The sequence below is a fragment of the Pseudomonas sp. HP_14 genome (assembly GCF_055283875.1).
This window is the reverse complement of sequence record NZ_JBTOQI010000046.1, coordinates 137,398-155,738: the sequence shown is the minus strand read 5'-3', so window position 1 is coordinate 155,738 and position 18,341 is coordinate 137,398. Positions and strand designations below refer to the sequence as shown.

14 protein-coding genes are annotated in these 18,341 nt (G+C 56.9%); 6 read left to right on the top strand and 8 right to left on the bottom strand.

Translation table 11 applies throughout. The features are described from left to right. Positions 1 to 50: 50 nt before the first annotated feature. On the bottom strand, positions 51 to 617 hold the full coding sequence (locus ACYASS_RS26200) for a chorismate mutase (RefSeq protein ID WP_463588237.1): 567 nt from the start codon (positions 615 to 617) through the stop codon (positions 51 to 53). A gap of 485 nt (positions 618 to 1,102) precedes the next feature. Then, positions 1,103 to 2,509 (bottom strand): glutamate--ammonia ligase, encoded by a 1,407-nt coding sequence (gene glnA / locus ACYASS_RS26195; protein ID WP_463588236.1) that lies wholly within the window; start codon positions 2,507 to 2,509, stop codon positions 1,103 to 1,105. 334 nt (positions 2,510 to 2,843) lie between these two features. Between glnA and thiI the strand changes: the two genes are divergently transcribed. After that, positions 2,844 to 4,298, top strand: coding sequence for a tRNA uracil 4-sulfurtransferase ThiI (gene thiI / locus ACYASS_RS26190; protein WP_463588235.1), 1,455 nt, complete (start codon positions 2,844 to 2,846; stop codon positions 4,296 to 4,298). A gap of 144 nt (positions 4,299 to 4,442) precedes the next feature. Beyond that, a complete protein-coding gene (typA, locus tag ACYASS_RS26185) occupies positions 4,443 to 6,263 on the top strand; it encodes a translational GTPase TypA (RefSeq protein WP_087268427.1) in 1,821 nt (606 codons plus the stop codon). Positions 6,264 to 6,452: 189 nt separating this feature from the next. Here typA and ACYASS_RS26180 read toward each other — a convergent pair whose 3' ends face one another. From ACYASS_RS26180 to ACYASS_RS26170, 3 genes are all read right to left on the bottom strand, one after another. Beyond that, a complete protein-coding gene (locus tag ACYASS_RS26180; RefSeq protein WP_243244445.1) occupies positions 6,453 to 6,908 on the bottom strand; it encodes a YkgJ family cysteine cluster protein in 456 nt (151 codons plus the stop codon). A 250-nt stretch (positions 6,909 to 7,158) separates the two neighbouring features. Continuing rightward, on the bottom strand, positions 7,159 to 8,547 hold the full coding sequence (locus tag ACYASS_RS26175; protein WP_463588234.1) for a GTPase/DUF3482 domain-containing protein: 1,389 nt from the start codon (positions 8,545 to 8,547) through the stop codon (positions 7,159 to 7,161). Beyond that, a complete protein-coding gene (locus ACYASS_RS26170; protein WP_463588233.1) occupies positions 8,540 to 9,919 on the bottom strand; it encodes a DUF2868 domain-containing protein in 1,380 nt (459 codons plus the stop codon). The genes ACYASS_RS26175 and ACYASS_RS26170 overlap by 8 nt, the downstream gene beginning before the upstream one ends. 107 nt (positions 9,920 to 10,026) lie before the next feature. On the opposite strand from ACYASS_RS26170, the gene ACYASS_RS26165 reads away from it, so the two are divergent. Next, a complete protein-coding gene (locus ACYASS_RS26165) occupies positions 10,027 to 10,539 on the top strand; it encodes a dihydrofolate reductase (protein ID WP_463588232.1) in 513 nt (170 codons plus the stop codon). Between the two features lie 229 nt (positions 10,540 to 10,768). After that, on the top strand, positions 10,769 to 11,827 hold the full coding sequence (locus tag ACYASS_RS26160; protein WP_463588231.1) for an HAD family hydrolase: 1,059 nt from the start codon (positions 10,769 to 10,771) through the stop codon (positions 11,825 to 11,827). Positions 11,828 to 12,032: 205 nt separating this feature from the next. Here ACYASS_RS26160 and ilvD read toward each other — a convergent pair whose 3' ends face one another. Continuing rightward, the gene (gene ilvD / locus ACYASS_RS26155) at positions 12,033 to 13,880 is read right to left on the bottom strand and encodes a dihydroxy-acid dehydratase (protein WP_463588230.1); all 1,848 of its coding nucleotides are present in this window, start codon (positions 13,878 to 13,880) and stop codon (positions 12,033 to 12,035) included. A gap of 314 nt (positions 13,881 to 14,194) precedes the next feature. Here ilvD and ACYASS_RS26150 point away from each other — a divergent pair, with 314 nt between their 5' ends. Next, on the top strand, positions 14,195 to 14,653 hold the full coding sequence (locus tag ACYASS_RS26150; protein ID WP_463588229.1) for an REP-associated tyrosine transposase: 459 nt from the start codon (positions 14,195 to 14,197) through the stop codon (positions 14,651 to 14,653). 170 nt (positions 14,654 to 14,823) lie between these two features. On the opposite strand, the gene ACYASS_RS26145 is transcribed toward ACYASS_RS26150, so the two are convergent. Both ACYASS_RS26145 and ACYASS_RS26140 read right to left on the bottom strand, forming a co-directional pair. Next, positions 14,824 to 15,483, bottom strand: a complete 660-nt coding sequence (locus ACYASS_RS26145) for a TIGR04211 family SH3 domain-containing protein (protein ID WP_243244780.1) — start codon at positions 15,481 to 15,483, stop codon at positions 14,824 to 14,826. 442 nt (positions 15,484 to 15,925) lie between these two features. Then, complete coding sequence (locus ACYASS_RS26140) at positions 15,926 to 17,122, bottom strand: class I SAM-dependent rRNA methyltransferase (protein ID WP_463588228.1); 1,197 nt, start codon at positions 17,120 to 17,122, stop codon at positions 15,926 to 15,928. A 376-nt stretch (positions 17,123 to 17,498) separates the two neighbouring features. On the opposite strand from ACYASS_RS26140, the gene ACYASS_RS26135 reads away from it, so the two are divergent. After that, the gene (locus ACYASS_RS26135) at positions 17,499 to 18,311 is read left to right on the top strand and encodes an HDOD domain-containing protein (protein WP_463588285.1); all 813 of its coding nucleotides are present in this window, start codon (positions 17,499 to 17,501) and stop codon (positions 18,309 to 18,311) included. The last annotated feature ends 30 nt before the right edge of the window (positions 18,312 to 18,341 follow it).

Sequence of the window (18,341 nt, the reverse complement as noted above, 5' to 3'; positions counted from 1 at the left end):
TGGTAGGTTGCGCGCAGCATAGAACATAAATCAGCTTGAGCGGTTGATGATCATTTGCCAGTCACGCACAACTCGCCGACTGCTCGTGTAAGCGCCAGGTCATGAGTCGGATCCTTCGCTTGTAGTCGGGACTGTTGAATCACCCAGTTCGGGCATTGTGGGTCCTGACGGTACATCGCAAAGGCTGAGTATTCGCGCAGCAATCGCGTTTGCAGTTGATCCAGCTGTGGGCGAATTTGCCCGACCAGATCCGGCCTTGGCGTGTCTGGCGCCTTACCCGCTTCGTGCCATTTGGCGAGCAGTGCGTACTGCACCAGCTTGTTCGCTTCAATTTGTGCGGCGAGGAATTGGCTGACTTCCGGTGCATCCAGGTTGTAGCTAGGTGCGAGCTTTGCGGCGGCTGCGATGACCTGCGCTTCGCGAGGGCTGTCCTGAATCGGTTTTCCGCTGTCCCATTTGGTCAGTGCGACCTGATCTGCGATGGCGAGGCGTTCGCTGATCGTTGTCAGTAAAGGTGCAAGCGGCGCGGGTGCGGGCGAAGTCACGGGTGTGCTCGCGCAGGCGGTCAGGCTGGTGAGCGCAGCGCAGAAGAAAAGCAAGCATGCTGGATTGGACATATCTCTTTTTTCTCTCAAATTAATCGGAGCATTGATGCTGAATAAGGAGCGAGCTTGCTCGCGATGACGCACTCAAAGCCACACATTGTCCCAAAGCGGGTAGTCCTCAATTCGCGCCGCCAAACGACTGGCCTTGATGCGTAACGGCCGCTGACGCCATCGCGAGCAAGCTCGCTCCTATAGTTGGAACCGGGTCATCTGTAGGAGCGAGCTTGCTCGCGATGACGCACTCAAAGCCACACATTGTCCCAAAGCGGGTAGTCCTCAATTCGCGCCGCCAAACGACTGGCCTTGATGCGTAACGGCTTCTGACGCTATCGCGAGCAAGCTCGCTCCTCCAGGGGGGGGGTGTGCGCGAAATGACAGCATGCACCTGCTGGCGGCGTGCGTGGCAACAAATAGATATCGCATATTAAATCCCGCCCATAAAAAAGGCCTCCCGAAGGAGGCCTCTTTAGTGCGTCAGAATGCCTGACGCGACTGGATTAGCAGCTGTAGTACAGCTCGTATTCCAGTGGGTGTACGAAGGTGCGTACTTTGATTTCTTCTTCGCTTTTCAGAGCGATGTAAGCGTCGATGAAATCGTCGCTGAAAACGCCGCCTTTGGTCAGGAACGCACGACCTTTGTCCAGCTCTTCCAGTGCTTCTTTCAGGCTGCCGCAAACTTGTGGGATCTCTTTAGCCTCTTCAGGCGGCAGGTCATACAGGTTTTTGTCAGCTGCATCGCCAGGGTGGATCTTGTTCTGGATGCCGTCCAGGCCGGCCATCAGCAGTGCTGCGAAAGCCAGGTACGGGTTGGCAGCTGGATCCGGGAAGCGAGCTTCGATACGGCGGCCTTTAGGGCTGTTGACGTAAGGAATACGGATCGAAGCGGAACGGTTACGAGCCGAGTAAGCCAGCATTACTGGAGCTTCGAAGCCTGGAACCAGACGCTTGTAGGAGTTGGTTGCCGGGTTGGTGAAGCCGTTCAGTGCTTTACCGTGCTTGATGATGCCGCCGATGAAGTACAGGGCGGTGTCGGACAGGCCGGCATAGCCTTCACCTGCGAAGGTGTTCTTGCCATCTTTGGAGATGGACATGTGAACGTGCATACCCGAACCGTTATCGCCGTACAGAGGCTTAGGCATGAAGGTAGCGGTGCGGCCGTAAGCGTCAGCAACGTTGTGAACAACGTATTTCAGGGTCTGAACTTCGTCAGCCTTCTTAACCAGCGTGTTGAATTTCACGCCGATTTCGTTCTGACCTGCAGTGGCCACTTCGTGGTGGTGAACTTCTACGGTCTGGCCCATTTCTTCCAGAGCGTTGCACATTGCGGTGCGAATTTCGTGGTCATGGTCAAATGGCGGAACCGGGAAGTAACCACCTTTGATACCTGGACGGTGGCCTTTGTTGCCGCCTTCTACGTCCTGGTCGGACATCCACGAACCTTGTTCAGAGTAGATCTTGAACATGGAGCCGGAGATATCGGATTTGAACTTCACTTCGTCGAAGATGAAGAATTCTGGCTCTGGACCGGCGAATACAGTGTCACCGATACCGGTCGACTTCAGGTATTCCTCGGCGCGGTGAGCGATAGCGCGTGGGTCGCGATCGTAACCTTGCATGGTCGATGGTTCGATGATGTCGCAAACCAGGATCAGGGTTGGGTCTTCGGTGAACGGGTCGAGAACAGCAGTTTCGTCGTCCGGCAGCAGGATCATGTCGGAGGCTTCGATGCCTTTCCAGCCAGAGATGGAGGAGCCGTCGAACATCTTGCCGACTTCGAAGAAGTCGTCTTCCAGAGCATCGCGAGCCGGCATGGTCACGTGGTGCTGTGTACCTTTAGTGTCCGTGAAGCGCAGATCAATCCACTTAACGTCATGATCTTTGATGAGTTGAACCGACTTCGACATGGTGTCCTCCGGGTGGCTTCGGGCCTATTTAATGGTTTGGGCCCTTAGAATTTGGGTGATGCCGGCGCAGATACTCTGCCAAGGCAACCTGCCTCACAAGGGAGCAAATTGCATGCCAGTGCCCCGAGATGGGTTTTGTGCCCGAAACGCTCGCGTTTTCAGGCATAAATTCGATTATTTGAAAAAATAGCGCACCACAATGATGCTTGATATTGCGGCCGAGGTCTTTTTTGGTGCGCTGATGATTGGTTGCACGATAACTGGTTAAACCTTGAGCAATTTCCGCTATAATCCCGCCCCCTCTTTTTCGGCTGGCACCTCGCGCGCTGTTTTCATGAAACTAATCGTAAAAGTCTTCCCCGAAATCATCATCAAAAGCCCGCCGGTGCGTAAGCAATTCATCCGCCAGCTGGCCAAGAACATCCGCACCGTGCTCCGTGATCTGGACCCGGTACTGGTGGTGGATGGCTCGTGGGACAACCTCGAGGTTCAGACGAAACTGACCGACCCCAAGGTCCTGCAGGACATGACGGACCGCTTGAGCTGCATGCCGGGCATCGCCAATTTCCTTCAGGTGGCTGAATACCCGTTGGGCGACATGGACGACATCGTTGCCAAGTGCAAGCTGCACTACGCCGATCTGCTGCCGGGCAAGATGTTTTCGGTGCGCTGCAAGCGAGCGGGCAAGCATGCATTCAGCTCCATGGATGTCGAAAAATACGTCGGTAGCCAGTTGCGCAAGCAGTGCGGTGCGGCCGGTATCGAGCTGAAAAAGCCGGAAATCGTGGTGCGAATGGAAATTCGCGACAAACGGTTGTTTGTCATCCACAGCCAGCACAATAGTGTCGGCGGATACCCGTTAGGCGCCCTCGAACAGACCCTGGTGTTGATGTCCGGTGGTTTCGATTCGACCGTGGCGGCCTATCAGGTCATGCGTCGCGGGCTGATGGCGCATTTCTGCTTCTTCAATCTGGGCGGTCGCGCCCATGAGCTGGGCGTGATGGAAGTCGCGCATTTCATCTGGAAGAAGTACGGCAGCTCCCAGCGCGTGCTGTTTATCAGCGTGCCTTTCGAGGAAGTTCTCGGAGAAATCCTGCAGAAAGTCGATAACAGTCATATGGGTGTAGTTTTGAAGCGTATGATGTTACGCGCTGCATCCTCTATCGCTGACCGTCTTGATATCGATGTGCTGGTTACCGGCGAAGCGATTTCACAGGTTGCCAGCCAGACGTTGCCGAACCTGTCGTTGATTGACGCCGCGACTGACAAGCTGGTCTTGCGTCCGTTGATCACCAGCCACAAGCAGGACATCGTCGATCAGGCGGTTGAAATCGGTACTGCCGATTTCGCCAGGCATATGCCTGAGTATTGCGGGGTGATTTCGATCAACCCCAAGACCAACGCCAAGCGCAACCGCGTTGAGTACGAAGAGCAACAGTTCGACATGGCAGTTCTCGAGCGCGCGCTTGCGAACGCCAAACTGGTTTCGATCGATCGGGTGATTGACGATCTGAGCCGGAGCATCGAGATAGAAGAAGTCAGTCAGGCACTGGCAGGGCAGGTCATCGTCGACATCCGTCACCCGGATGCCCAGGAAGATCAGCCGTTGGTGTTGCCTGGCATTGAAGTACAGGCGTTGCCGTTCTATGCATTGAACAGCCGCTTCAAGGAACTGGATAACACGCGCCAGTACCTGTTGTATTGCGACAAAGGCGTCATGAGTCGCCTGCATGCTCACCATTTGCTCAGTGAGGGGTATGCCAATGTGCGCGTTTATAGACCGAGCTAAGTGCCCGGGGCTGTTTGCCTGTGGCTTGCGTCACCGGCCCCCCGACGCCAGTCGTCTAGCCGTAACGGCTTTGGCCGACTCTGACGTTATAAATAGCTGTTTAGCAGTATTCAGCTAACCGAATCCTCTGATCGAGATACACAAGTGATCGAAAATCTACGCAACATCGCCATCATTGCTCACGTTGACCACGGTAAAACCACCCTGGTAGACAAACTCTTGCGTCAATCCGGCACTCTGGAGCGTAACGAGCTCAACGACGAGCGCGTGATGGACTCCAACGACCAAGAGAAAGAGCGCGGTATTACCATTCTGGCGAAAAACACCGCCATCAACTGGAACGGCTACCACATCAACATCGTGGACACCCCGGGCCACGCCGACTTCGGTGGTGAAGTTGAGCGCGTAATGTCGATGGTTGACTCCGTGCTGCTGCTGGTTGACGCTCAAGACGGCCCTATGCCGCAAACCCGTTTCGTGACCAAGAAGGCTTTCGAAGCCGGCCTGCGTCCGATCGTGGTCATCAACAAGGTTGACCGTCCAGGCGCGCGTCCGGACTGGGTTCTGGACCAGATCTTCGACCTGTTCGACAACCTGGGTGCTACCGAAGAACAGCTGGACTTCAAAGTCGTCTACGCCTCGGCCCTGAACGGTATTGCCGGTCTGGACCACACCGACATGGCTGAAGACATGACCCCGCTGTACCAGTCGATCGTCGACAACGTACCTGCGCCGGCTGTTGACCGTGACGGTCCTTTCCAGATGCAGATCTCTGCTCTGGACTACAACAGCTTCCTGGGTGTTATCGGCGTTGGCCGTATCGCTCGTGGTCGCGTCAAGCCGAACACTCCGGTTGTGGCTATCGACGTTGATGGCAAGAAGCGCAACGGCCGTATCCTGAAGCTGATGGGTCACCACGGTCTGCACCGCATCGACGTTGAAGAAGCAGCAGCGGGCGACATCGTCTGCATCAGCGGTTTCGAAGAGCTGTTCATCTCCGACACGCTTTGCGATCCAAACAACGTTGAGGCGATGAAGCCACTGACCGTTGACGAGCCAACCGTTTCCATGACCTTCCAGGTAAACGATTCGCCTTTCTGCGGTAAAGAAGGCAAGTTCGTCACCAGCCGTAACATCAAGGAACGTCTGGACAAAGAGCTGCTGTACAACGTTGCTCTGCGCGTTGAAGAAGGCGACTCGGCTGACAAGTTCAAGGTTTCCGGTCGTGGTGAGCTGCACCTTTCGGTTCTGATCGAAACCATGCGTCGCGAAGGCTTCGAAATGGCCGTAGGTCGTCCGGAAGTGATCATCCGTCGCGTAGGTGACGTGAAGCACGAACCGTACGAAAACGTGACCATCGACCTGCCTGAAGAAGCGCAGGGCGCGATCATGGAGCAGATGGGTCTGCGTAAAGGCGACCTGACCAACATGGTTCCGGATGGCAAAGGCCGTGTACGTCTCGAGTACAACATCCCTGCTCGTGGTCTGATCGGTTTCCGTAACGAGTTCCTGACCCTCACCTCCGGTGCTGGCATCCTGACCTCGATCTTCGACCGTTACGACGTGATGAAGTCCGGCGACATGTCCGGCCGTCAGAACGGTGTTCTGGTTTCGGTTGAAACCGGCAAGGCGCTGACTTACTCCCTGGAAACCCTGCAGGCTCGCGGCAAGCTGTTCGTTGAGCACGGTCAGGAAATCTACGGTGGTCAAATCGTTGGCTTGAACAGCCGCGACAACGACCTGGGTGTTAACCCAACCAAAGGCAAGAAGCTCGACAACATGCGTGCTTCGGGTAAAGACGAGACCATCGCTCTGGTTCCACCGGTCAAGTTCACCCTTGAACAGGCTCTGGAATTCATCCAGGACGACGAGCTGTGCGAAGTGACTCCTAAGTCCATCCGTCTTCGCAAGAAGATCCTGGACGAAAGCGAGCGTACCCGCGCTGCCAAGAAAGCCAAGAACTGATTAGTTTTTAATCAGGCTTGAAAAAACGCCCCCGACCGCAAGGTCGGGGGCGTTTTTGTTTGTGTGGTGCGATGGACTAGCGTTTGTCTTGGTAGGAACCAACTTGTTGGCGAGGCTTTGGTCCTGCCTGATCAGAAATATTGCCTCGCGAACAAGTTCGCTCCTACCAGGAATCCGCGTACAGACGCCTTAAAACTTCGGAAACGGCGTGCTGGTGTTGTTCTTCAGCGTGCCGGTGTCCTGACGCACTACGGCCTTGGGCTTGTAAGCGCAGTAACCCGGACGTGGACCAATCTTGGGATGGTTGCGGCACGTATCCGGACGTTTGTCGTAGATGGTGCACAGGCGGCTCTTGCGATCCAGATACAGGCAGTCGTTATTGCTCATGCGCTGCAAAGTGAAGATTTCGGACTTCTGGTTATAGCGCTCGACAATCCCTTCCTTCTGCAAGCGCTTGGCGATGTTCTTCGCTGGTTCGCCGCGCTCAAAGTCATCGACGATGCCGATGCGGATCAAGTCCTTGATCTTCACTTCAACAGGCAGCGTGCAGCAGCTGGAGATGCAGCCTCCGCACATATGGCTGGAGTATTTGGCCCAGGTATCGATACGGTCGATTTCTGCGGCGGCGATCAAGGTCGGTTTCATGAGCAATACGGTTCCGGGTGTATCGGGCGCGCGATGATACCGGTGTCCGGGGAAATCGAGTAATCAAAAATTACCGAGGCGACTGCCGGACATTTGCAGGCGGTGCTGGACCTCTGTGGGAGCCGGGCTTGCCCGCGATGAAGGCAACCTTTTTATCTGATGCACCGCGGCGCCTGTATCGTCGGAATGCCGCCCAGACCAAGCCCAGCTCCCACAAAGGCAGCGGCGTTATCTCCAAGCATCCGTACAATCAGGTTTGCGCCAACACTTTCGCCAGCTCCTCAATCTGCTCCTGCCGCTCCGCCTGATTCAGTTTCGCCCCCGGATTGAGCGACGACCATTGCGGATGGGCGCGGGCTTTATGCAGGGCCTCGGGGAGTTTGCCTTCGCGCCAGGTTTTATCCTGCGGGGTGGTCAGCTGGATGCTTTCCATCGCTGCGTGGCCCCGTGCGCCGAGGGCCAGCAGCAGGTGGCGTTGACGCAAGGCGAGCAAGCGCAGTACGGCATCGTCCACCGTCAGTTCGCGTTGGCCTTTGATCTTGCCGAGTAACCGTCCGCCGTAACTGCGTGCAGTCTGTAATGCGCCACCGGCAATCGCACCGGCCAAAGCCGCTGCGCCCATGGTGAGGCCGCCCACCAGCAAGTCGACTCCAGCACCCGCTGCTGCGCCTGCCGCAATGCCACCGCCGACTCGCACGCCCAGTTGCTTGAGGGTTTCTGGATTGAACAAGTCGTCGCCCCAACGCCCGTCCAGCAGTGGTAGATCACTGGCCGCAGCGTCTTGAACGCGAAACGCGTAAAGCTTGAGCAGCTCCTCGACGCAGCGCTGTTCGCGCTGGCGAACAGCTTTGCGCAGTTCATCGATGGCTCGTTGTTCGTGGCCTGATTCGGTAGACACGCTGCGGCGGCAGGCTGCACAGTCGATGAGTAACTGCGCGATCAAGCGGCTTGCGCTTTGCTGACGCGATTCGCGCTGGGCCTCTAGATCCAGAATCAGTCGTTCCAGTTGATTTCGAGCGTTTTCCAGCAACAGGGCAAGGCTTTCATAAAGGCGACGCTCGCCATCTTCTGGCGGCGCGACGCTGTCAAAGCGCACCAGTGCATGCAGACCCAAGCGTGCGAGCGCTTCACGCCACGCGGGCTCCCGGTGTTCTGCACTGCTGACAAAATTCAGGACTGGCAGCAGCGGTTTGCCGCAACTGGCGAGGATTGACAGCTCATCACGGTACTTGGCCAGTACCGGTTCGCGGGCGTCGATCACGTACAGACCTGCGTCCGAAGCCAGCAATTGGCGCATAACCTTGGCTTCCTGCTCAAAGCGCTGTCTCGCTTCACTGCCTTCCAGAAAGCGTGCCAGCCGTGCCGGGCCGTCCAGCCGCTCGCCCGGTCGATCCTGGCGTTCGAGAAAGTCCAATAACGCAATGGCGTCTTCCAGCCCCGGGGTGTCGTACAGTTCAAGCAGAGCCTGCCCGTCCACGGACAACCGTGCCCCTTCCACATGGCGTGTGGTGCTTGGACGATGGGATACCTCGCCAAAGCCCACATCGCGAGTCAGAGTTCGCAGCAGCGAAGTCTTGCCGACGTTGGTGTGGCCGACTACCGCCAGCTTCAGCGGGCGGATGTTGTCCTTGTCAGTCATTGCCTGTCTCCAGCCACTTCAGTGGCGCACTGTCGCTCCACACAAGATCCAGTTGCTGCAGTGCTGCATGCCAATCACTGACTCGCTCAGCATTCAGATTTTGCCCGGCAGGGGCCGATAGCAACCAGACCCGCGTTGCGCCCGCACAGCGAGCCAGTTCGGCAATCAGAGCAAGGCTGCCTCTATCCGGTGAGCGCCGTGGGTCGCAGGCGATAAGCAATCGCGCGGGCGGGAAACGGGTCAGTTGATCGAGCAGTTTTTGTCGGGACTCACGGCTGTCGAGGATGCCTGCATCGACGACACCTTCCGGTAATAACGGTGGCCATGGCTGTTCATCGTCCAGTTCGATAGCGACCAACAATGCGCCGTCGCTGTGTTGTGCTGCGCTGTTGGGCAGTATTTGATGCAGTTGTTCTGGCGCAGCGTCGCTGACCCCCAGCCGTTCGCTGCTGGGCATCAGCCGTTCGCGTAGTTGGCTGTAGCCGGGCAGGGTAAGGTCCAGGCTCAATGCCGACCGACCACTGCGCCAGCGCCACAGACAGAGTAATGTCAGAAGCAGGCGCGGCGCGATGCCGTAAACCAGAAGTACGCCAACCAGCCAGGCGGCCCAGGCTTGACGACCGGACTCCAGGACCAGTGCGCTGTCACCGCTGGCGCGAATCATGGATTCGTCGGGCACTGTGAAACCCAGCAAGGCGGGGAGTATGCCGAGCGTCTGAGTCAGGCTGACGAAGGTGTCGCTGCCTAAAATAGTGGTTTCCCACACAAAGCCATAACGTCGCGTCGCCATCAGCATCAATAGCAGCACCAGCGCGCTGACCAATGCCAGCAGCCATAAACCATGTATCGCCGCACCCAGTACCCATCGATTCAGGCGTTTGCGCTGCAACAGCACAATCAGCGCAGGGGCAAGTTGGGCGGCCTGAGCATCGCGAGCGAGCTTTTCGCTGAGCCATAGCCAGAGACGTCCAAGGCTGGCGGTGTTTTGCCCGGCGACGCTGAAACTCATTGCCCAGCTGAACAACATAATCAGGTTCAGCCCGAGCAGGCTGCCGAGCGCCCAGAACACATTGACCGGCGTCTGGCCGTCGCCCAGCGCTGCGAATGCCAGCCCGGCACCGCTGAGCACCGAGAAAATCGCCAGTGCAATCAGGGCCAGTCGGGCGCCTTGTTTCCAGTGTGGCAGCGCGGCGCGCATGCCATCGCGTTCGGCCAGCCACAGGGCACGACTTTGTACGCGGTTCGTCAGGTCGCCACCGTTGGCCCGCGCGCGACGGTTGGCTTCAAGGTCTTCCAGCGGGCCGGCCTGTTCTTCGCGCAGGCGCACGGCTTCGGTCAGCCAGAGGGTATCGAGGGGAGTCAGAGCAGTCACACAGCGTCTCGTCGATTGAGTCAGAAAAGGAGCATAACCTCTGCGCCCAGCATTCGAGCAGATTGGCCGCTACGAATTCAGTGTCAGCGTCTGTTATTCTCGCCGCCATGAAAAATCAACTTCCGCTCAGCCTGATTGCCGCCCTTGGTGAGAACCGAGTGATTGGCGTCGACAATTCCATGCCCTGGCATTTGCCGGGGGATTTCAAATATTTCAAAGCCACGACCTTGGGCAAGCCGATCATCATGGGCCGCAAGACCTGGGATTCGCTCGGTCGGCCGCTTCCGGGGCGTTTGAATCTGGTTGTTACGCGTCAGGCGGATCTGCAACTGGAGGGCGCAGAGGTGTTTACGTCGCTGGAGTCCGCTGTTGCCCGCGCTGAAGAGTGGGCGCAGGAGCAGGGCGTTGCGGAGGTGATGCTGATCGGCGGCGCGCAGTTGTACGCCCAGGGTCTGGCTCAGGCAGATCGTTTGTATCTGACCCGTGTGGCGTTGAGTCCCGAAGGTGATGCCTGGTTTCCGGAATTTGATCTGGCTGAATGGGCGTTGGTGTCCGAGGTGTTGAACCCGGCGGTGGATGATAAGCCTGCGTATAGCTTTGAGGTTTGGGAGCGCCGTTAAATTACTATCGCGAGCAAGCTCACTCCTACAGAAAAATACGGTCAGCTGTAGGAGTGAGCTTGCTCGCGATAGCGGTTTGAAATCCTCCACAAAAGTGTCGTAATCGGAAATCTGCGTCGCGAATCGCTTCCAGTGTGACGCCCTCGGAACGTACACAGTCGCTGGCATCCCCAATCAGTCATCATAATTTGTTACGGTCGATCCTCTTAACTTTCAGGGGGATACCACGATGAAGTTCGCTCCACGATTGCTTGCCGCCGCACTCTGCCTTGGTCTGGCCGGGCAGGCGTTTGCTGCCACCGAGTTGAAACACTGGCCTGAGCCCGCCGCAAAAGCACTCGACGCGATGATTGCCGCCAATGCCAACAAGGGTAATTACGCGGTTTTCGACATGGACAACACCAGCTATCGCTTCGACCTCGAAGAGTCGCTGCTGCCGTACATGGAAAGCAAAGGGCTGATCACCCGTGAAAAACTTGATCCGTCCCTCAAGCTGATGCCCTTCAAAGATACGGCTGACCACAAGGAAAGCCTGTTCAGCTATTACTACCGCCTGTGTGAAGTGGACGACATGGTTTGCTATCCGTGGGTTGCACAGGTGTTCTCGGGCTTTACCCTTAAAGAGCTCAAGGGTTATGTCGATGAGCTGATGGCTTCGGGCAAGCCGATCCCGGCGAGTTATTACGATGGCGATGTGGTCAAGAAGCTCGACGTTGAGCCACCACGCATCTTCTCCGGTCAGAAAGAGCTGTTTAACAAGCTGATGGAAAACGGCATTGAGGTCTACGTGATGACCGCCGCGTCTGAAGAACTGGTGCGCATGGTCGCCTCTGATCCCAAGTACGGCTACAACGTCAAACCGCAAAACGTAATCGGCGTGACCATGCTGCTCAAAGACAAGAAGACCGGCGAGCTGACTACTGCGCGCAAGCAGATCACGGCGGGCAAGTATGACGAGAAGGCCAACCTCGGTCTGGAACTGACGCCTTATCTCTGGACACCAGCGACCTGGATGGCAGGTAAGCAGGCGGCGATCCTGACCTACATCGACCAGTGGAAGAAACCGGTGTTGGTAGCGGGTGATACGCCAACCAGCGATGGCTACATGCTGTTCCACGGCGTGGATGTCAGCAAAGGCGGCGTGCATTTGTGGATCAATCGCAAAGACAAGTACATGACCCAATTGAACGGCATGATCAAAAGCAACGCCGAGGCCCAGGCCAAAGAGGGGTTGCCGGTAACGGCGGACAAGAACTGGGTGATCGTCAAACCGGATGAGATTCAGTAAGCGCGTCATCTCGTAGGAGCGATCTACATACACTAACTGATGTGCCGAGGTCTTCAGTTGGAGCGAGGCTTGCCCGCGAAGTAGGCAACTCGGCAGGGCAGGTTCACCGCGTTATCGTTTTTCGCGGGCAAGCCTCGCTCCAACAAAAATCAGCAACAAAAAAACCCGGCATCGCTGCCGGGTTTTTTGTGGTCACTGAAAAAGCTTACGGTACCAGCTTGTCCAGCAACGCCTTGTCGCGCACTGCGCCTTTGTCGGCGCTGGTGGCGAGCAGGGCGTAGGCTTTCAGGGCGGTGGTCACTTTACGTGGACGCACTTCCACCGGCTTCCAGCCTTTCTGATCCTGCTCTGCGCGGCGTGCGGCCATCTCTGCGTCGTCGATCAACAGATTGATCGAGCGATTCGGGATGTCGATCAGGACTTTGTCGCCGTCGCGTACCAGGCCAATCGCGCCGCCAGCGGCTGCTTCCGGGGAAGCATGACCGATGGACAGGCCTGAAGTACCACCCGAGAAACGACCGTCAGTGAGCAAGGCGCACGCTTTGCCCAAGCCTTTGGATTTCAGGTACGACGTCGGGTACAGCATTTCCTGCATGCCCGGGCCGCCTTTCGGGCCTTCGTAGCGGATGATCACGATGTCGCCTGCCTGAACTTCGTCAGCGAGGATGCCGCGCACGGCGCTGTCCTGGCTTTCGAAGATCTTCGCGTTGCCTTCGAATACGTGGATCGATTCGTCAACGCCTGCGGTTTTCACGACGCAGCCGTCCAGCGCGATGTTGCCGTACAGCACGGCGAGGCCGCCTTCTTGCGAATAGGCGTGCTCGAAACTGCGGATGCAGCCGTTTTCACGGTCGTCATCTACGGTTTCCCAACGGGTCGACTGGCTGAAGGCCGTCTGGGTCGGGATACCGGCAGGGCCTGCACGGAAGAAGGTGTGCACCGCTTCATCGTCAGTCTGGGTAATGTCCCATTTAGCGATCGCTTCTTCCATGGACGGGCTGTGTACGGTCGGCAGGTCGGTGTGCAACAGACCACCGCGGGCCAGTGAGCCGAGGATGCTGAAGATACCGCCAGCACGGTGCACATCTTCCATGTGGTACTTCTGGATGTTCGGCGCCACCTTGCACAGCTGTGGAACGGTGCGTGACAGACGATCGATGTCGCGCAGGTCGAAGGGAATCTCGGCTTCCTGAGCGGCTGCCAGCAAGTGCAGGATGGTGTTGGTCGATCCACCCATGGCGATGTCCAGCATCATGGCGTTCTCGAACGCCTTGAAGTTGGCGATGTTGCGCGGCAACACGGCCTCGTTGTTTTCGATGTAGTACTGACGGCACAGGTCGACGATGGTGCGGCCGGCTTGCAGGAACAACTGCTCGCGGTCGCTGTGAGTGGCCAGTGTCGAACCGTTGCCCGGCAGTGCCAGGCCCAGCGCTTCGGTCAGGCAGTTCATCGAGTTGGCGGTGAACATGCCGGAGCATGAACCGCAGGTCGGGCAAGCGCTGCGCTCGTATTCGGCAACTTTTTCGTCGCTGGCGGTCGAGTCGGCCGCGATGACCATGGCGTCGACCAGATCCAGGCCGTGGGAGGCAAGCTTGGTCTTACCGGCTTCCATCGGGCCGCCGGAAACGAAGATCACCGGGATGTTCAGGCGCAAAGCAGCCATCAACATGCCTGGGGTGATCTTGTCGCAGTTGGAGATGCAGACAATGGCGTCGGCACAGTGGGCGTTGACCATGTATTCCACGGAGTCGGCGATGATCTCGCGGCTCGGCAGCGAATACAGCATGCCGTCGTGGCCCATGGCAATGCCGTCATCCACGGCAATGGTGTTGAATTCCTTGGCTACGCCACCGGCACGTTCGATTTCACGTGCAACCAGTTGGCCCATGTCCTTCAGGTGCACGTGGCCCGGTACGAACTGGGTGAACGAGTTGGCAACGGCAATAATCGGTTTTTTGAAGTCCGCGTCCTTCATCCCGGTAGCGCGCCACAAGGCACGAGCGCCGGCCATGTTGCGACCGTGGGTGGACGTTTTCGAGCGGTAATCAGGCATGGAGCACTCCGGGCGGCTAATCAGGTAAATAAGAGGGAGTGAGCTTCTGATGTCTTCACGGACAAACGGCAGTAACCGCCTGCTGCAAAGGAAACCGACACACCACGGGATCACCGTGCGCTCGGCCTGAGCTCATAAACCCGCCGGGGATGAATGGCGATGAATAGCGCCGATTCTACACCTGTGAAGGGGATAAGGGATGTTAAGGGTGGGATTTATGGATGAATGTCTCCTTGAAAGATCTGGCAGCAGTTGAGCTGCAATGATGTTGAAACCCTCGACTAGCCTTTTATTTTTTTGCGGGGGGCAATGGATTGCCGGATTTACATCGTAGTAAACAAGCTCGCACCGGAAGGTACTCGGAGCCTGGTCGCATCTATTTACTCACCTCTGTAGCTCGGGGCCGCCAGCCTGTTTTCGCGGATTGGAGGCTTGGACGCTGTGTTGTAGAAGAGTTTCGAAATGCTCAGGAACAGGGTTTGATCCATTCACTTGCGTGGGTGGTGATGCCGGATCATTTTCATTGGCTTGTCGAGCTTCAGTCTGGAACTTTGCAAGCGTTGATGCAGGGCACAAAATCCCGTAGTGCGATTGCGGTCAATCGTATGAGGGGATGTAGCGAACAGCTTTGGCAACGAGGATTTCACGACCGCGCCCTGCGCTACGACGAGGATTTGCTGACGGCCGCCCGCTACATCATCGCGAACCCGTTAAGAGCAAGGCTGGTAAAGCGCGTTGGGGATTATCCGCTTTGGGATGCTGTCTGGCTTTGAGTACGTCATCGCGAGCAAGCTCACTCCTACAGTTGGAATGCGCTCCCCTGTAGGCGTGAGCTTGCTCGCGATGACGTCATGTGCCGCAACGCAAAATCAAGGTTGATAACGCGGTCCTATCCTGTAGGCGTGAGCTTGCCCGCGATGACGTCAGTTGTCGTTACGCGAATTCAAACCCAACCATCATTCTTCTTACGGCCGCGGGTCATGGCCGGGATGATCAGGCCAACCAACAGGCCTGCGCCAGCGATGCTGCCGCCGTAGACCATGTAGCGCATGAGCACGAGGTTGTTTTCGTCGCCTAGTTTGGCCTGGGTAGTGCGCAGCTCTGACTGGGATGCGCTGAGCTGCTCGTTGAGGTCTTTACTGCGGGCTTCCAGCTCATCGATCAGCTTTTTACGGGTATCCAGGGTTTCCTGCATGCCTTGCACGCGCACCTTCCAGCCATCGTCGATGGTCTTGAGCTGGCCGCTCAGGTCTGCGACTTGTTGAACCAGTTCCGGCAGACGTTCGGCCTGGCCGGGTTCGCTTTGCAGGTCGGCGGTCGGAATCCATACCGAGTTGCCGCCCTCGCGCACCTGGCTGTATTCGCCTTGAGTGCTGATCAACTCAACCTTCTGGCCTGACTTGAGGGTGCCGACAATCCGGTAACCGTCGGTGGGGCCGCTGCGCACATAGGTATTGAGGCTGTCACTGACCCAGCGATCACTGGCTTTGGTGTCGGCAGCATGGGCTGTACTGCAAGCAGCGATCAGCAATCCAGCGCCTAGAGTGCGGTAGTTGAAAACACGAGGAAGACGAGAAATGAATGCTGAAAGATGACGAGACATAGACATGGTTATCTTCGATAAAAGGAAAGATAAAGGCGCCGATGGTCGGGCCGGTAAAGATGGGGCAGTGACCTGCAGGGCAAAAGCGCCGCAACTGCGATGGATGATCGGCATAGGCGAAAAGGGGAATACATGAGCCTTTTGGGGCTCAACGCCAGCAACGCCATCCTTTTTTATCCCCACACACTGACCGTCAGAAATCGTTCGGGTTCATTACGGGGGTGTGACGGTGACGGAATTCTGACTTGCGGTAGGGGGCGCAGCGAGTGGGGAAGAGAATCGAAGATCAGCTCGTGGGACCGGCTTTAGCCGGGAAGGCTGCAGTTCCGACCACAAATTTGTAGTGGATGTACCTGCCTCTTCCCGGCTAAAGCCGGTCCCACGATTTTGAACCGCCCTCCAAAGCTGGGCACTTGCTCCAGACTTTGGAGGGGTGCTCAGCTTAGCTGTTAGGCAACAACCGGCACGTGATGCTCTTGATGTAACGTGTTTCTGCGATTGCCGGGTGAACCGGGTGATCCGGGCCCTGGCCGCCGCGCTCGAGCAGCTGAATGTTGCGATCCAGATGGCGGGCGCTGGTCAGTAGAATGTTTTGCAGGTCATCTTCCGGCAAGTGCATCGAGCATGACGCGCTGATCAGAATGCCATCCTTGCTCAGCAGGCGCATGGCTTGCTCGTTCAGACGACGGTATCCGGCTTCACCGTTTTTCAGGTCTTTCTTGCGTTTGATGAAGGCCGGTGGGTCGGCAACGATCACGTCAAAGCGCTCTTCGCCCGCTTTCAGCTCTTTGAGGGCTGCGAATACATCACCTTCGATGCACGTGAGCTTTTCTGCAAAACCGTTCAGGGCAGCGTTACGTTCCACGCCATCCAGCGCAAATGCAGATGCGTCAACACAGGTCACGTCAGTAGCGCCGAATGCCGCTGCCTGAATGCCCCAGCCGCCGATGTAGCTGTAGAGATCCAGAACACGTTTGCCTTTGACGTAAGGAGCAATACGTGCGCGGTTCATGCGGTGGTCGTAGAACCAGCCAGTTTTCTGACCTTCCATGACCGGTGCTTCGAACTTCACGCCGTTCTCTTCCAGCGCTACCCACTCCGGTACCAGCCCGAAGACGGTTTCGACGTAGCGATTCAGGCCTTCTGCATCACGGGCAGCCGAATCATTCTTGAACAGGATGCCGCTTGGCTTGAGCACTTGAACAAGTGCCGCCACCACGTCTTCCTTGTGATTTTCCATAGTGGCAGAAGCCAGCTGGACCACCAGAATGTCGCCGAACCGGTCAACAACCAAGCCAGGCAGCAAGTCAGAGTCACCGTAGACAAGGCGATAGAACGGCTTATCAAACAGGCGATCACGCAGAGACAGCGCCACGTTCAGGCGATGCACCAGCAACGACTTGTCCAGCGGCAGCTTGACGTCGCGTGACAGCAAGCGTGCGCAGATCAGGTTGTTCGGGCTCATCGCGACGATACCCAGTAGCTTGCCGCCTGCAGCTTCCAGTACGGCTTGGTCGCCTGCGGCAAAGCCGTGCAGCGGGGTCGCGGCTACGTCTATTTCGTTGCTGTAGACCCACAGGTGACCGGCGCGCAGGCGACGGTCGGCGTTGGCTTTAAGGCGCAGGCTAGGCAGGGACATGACGTCGCTCCGGAAAAAAGAGCGGGATTATAGCGCGTCATCCCCGCTCAAGGGCGCGCTGGCGTGAATTAACCGGCTAGCGGTTGCGGGATCCAGGGCTCAGTTGCACACGGTGCACGATTATCGCATTTGAAATGAATTTCTACAGAATCTTCACCGAAGAAAATCGCTGCATATATCGATATCTTTTAAAGGTTTGCGAGGTCTGCTGCCTGAGCGGTGGATTAATTGACGCTCTGAAAGCGCCTGCCGTATGCGTCGGTGACTGTAAAGCGACAGGTATGAAGGAGTAGAATCCAAGTCTGTCCTTGAGTGTTTACCTATGTCCGAAGAGCTTACGTCCGAGCAGATCCAGAAGGCCTTGCAAGGCATCAGTGTGCCGCCGCAGCCGCAAATCATGGTGGATTTGCAGATGGAGCAGTACATGCCTGAGCCGGATCTGGACGTGATTGCGAAGTTGATTTCACAGGATCCGGGCCTTTCCGGTGCGCTGCTGAAAATCGTCAACTCGGCGCATTATGGCCTTGCCAACAAAATTGCTTCGATTCAGAAGGCAGTCAATCTGCTGGGTATTCGCTCGGTCATCAATCTGATCAATGCGCAGTCGATCAAGGGTGAAATGAGCGATGAAACCATCGTCACTTTGAACCGATTCTGGGATTCGACTCAGGATGTGGCGATGACGAGTTTGACGCTGGCCAAGCGTATCGGCTCGCAGACAGTCGACGAGTCCTACGCGCTGGGTCTGTTTCATGACTGCGGCATCCCGCTGATGCTCAAGCGGTTCCCGGACTATATGGACGTGTTGGAGCGGGCGTACACCAACGCAAGCCCGGAAAATCGCATTGTCGACACCGAGAACGAGGCGTTTGATACCAATCACGCCGTTGTCGGTTACTTCACTGCCAAATCCTGGCGCTTGCCTGAACATGTGACCAACGCCATTGCCAATCACCATAACGCGCTGGCGATTTTTCAGGATGACTCCAATCGCAATGCACAGCTGAAAAATCTCCTGGCGGTGCTGAAAATGGCCGAGCATATTTGTGCGTCCCACAAAGTGCTCGGCAACGAGGATGAAGATCATGAATGGGATGCCATCGGGCACCTGATCCTCGACTATGTCGGTCTGTCGGACTACGACTTCGAAAACCTCAAAGAAAGCATTCGCGAACTCTCTGCGCGCTGATTACGCGTGCTGTTGTATCGCTTCGCGCAT

What these genes read in the sequence shown, in the direction of transcription:
- ilvD (WP_463588230.1), bottom strand. Translation starts at nt 13,880, where the DNA reads ATGCCTGATTACCGCTCGAAAACGTCCACCCACGGTCGCAACATGGCC.
- thiI (WP_463588235.1), top strand. Translation starts at nt 2,844, where the DNA reads ATGAAACTAATCGTAAAAGTCTTCCCCGAAATCATCATCAAAAGCCCG.
- glnA (WP_463588236.1), bottom strand. Translation starts at nt 2,509, where the DNA reads ATGTCGAAGTCGGTTCAACTCATCAAAGATCATGACGTTAAGTGGATT.
- ACYASS_RS26180 (WP_243244445.1), bottom strand. Translation starts at nt 6,908, where the DNA reads ATGAAACCGACCTTGATCGCCGCCGCAGAAATCGACCGTATCGATACC.
- ACYASS_RS26175 (WP_463588234.1), bottom strand. Translation starts at nt 8,547, where the DNA reads ATGACTGACAAGGACAACATCCGCCCGCTGAAGCTGGCGGTAGTCGGC.
- ACYASS_RS26165 (WP_463588232.1), top strand. Translation starts at nt 10,027, where the DNA reads ATGAAAAATCAACTTCCGCTCAGCCTGATTGCCGCCCTTGGTGAGAAC.
- ACYASS_RS26140 (WP_463588228.1), bottom strand. Translation starts at nt 17,122, where the DNA reads ATGTCCCTGCCTAGCCTGCGCCTTAAAGCCAACGCCGACCGTCGCCTG.
- ACYASS_RS26200 (WP_463588237.1), bottom strand. Translation starts at nt 617, where the DNA reads ATGTCCAATCCAGCATGCTTGCTTTTCTTCTGCGCTGCGCTCACCAGC.
- ACYASS_RS26145 (WP_243244780.1), bottom strand. Translation starts at nt 15,483, where the DNA reads ATGTCTCGTCATCTTTCAGCATTCATTTCTCGTCTTCCTCGTGTTTTC.
- ACYASS_RS26160 (WP_463588231.1), top strand. Translation starts at nt 10,769, where the DNA reads ATGAAGTTCGCTCCACGATTGCTTGCCGCCGCACTCTGCCTTGGTCTG.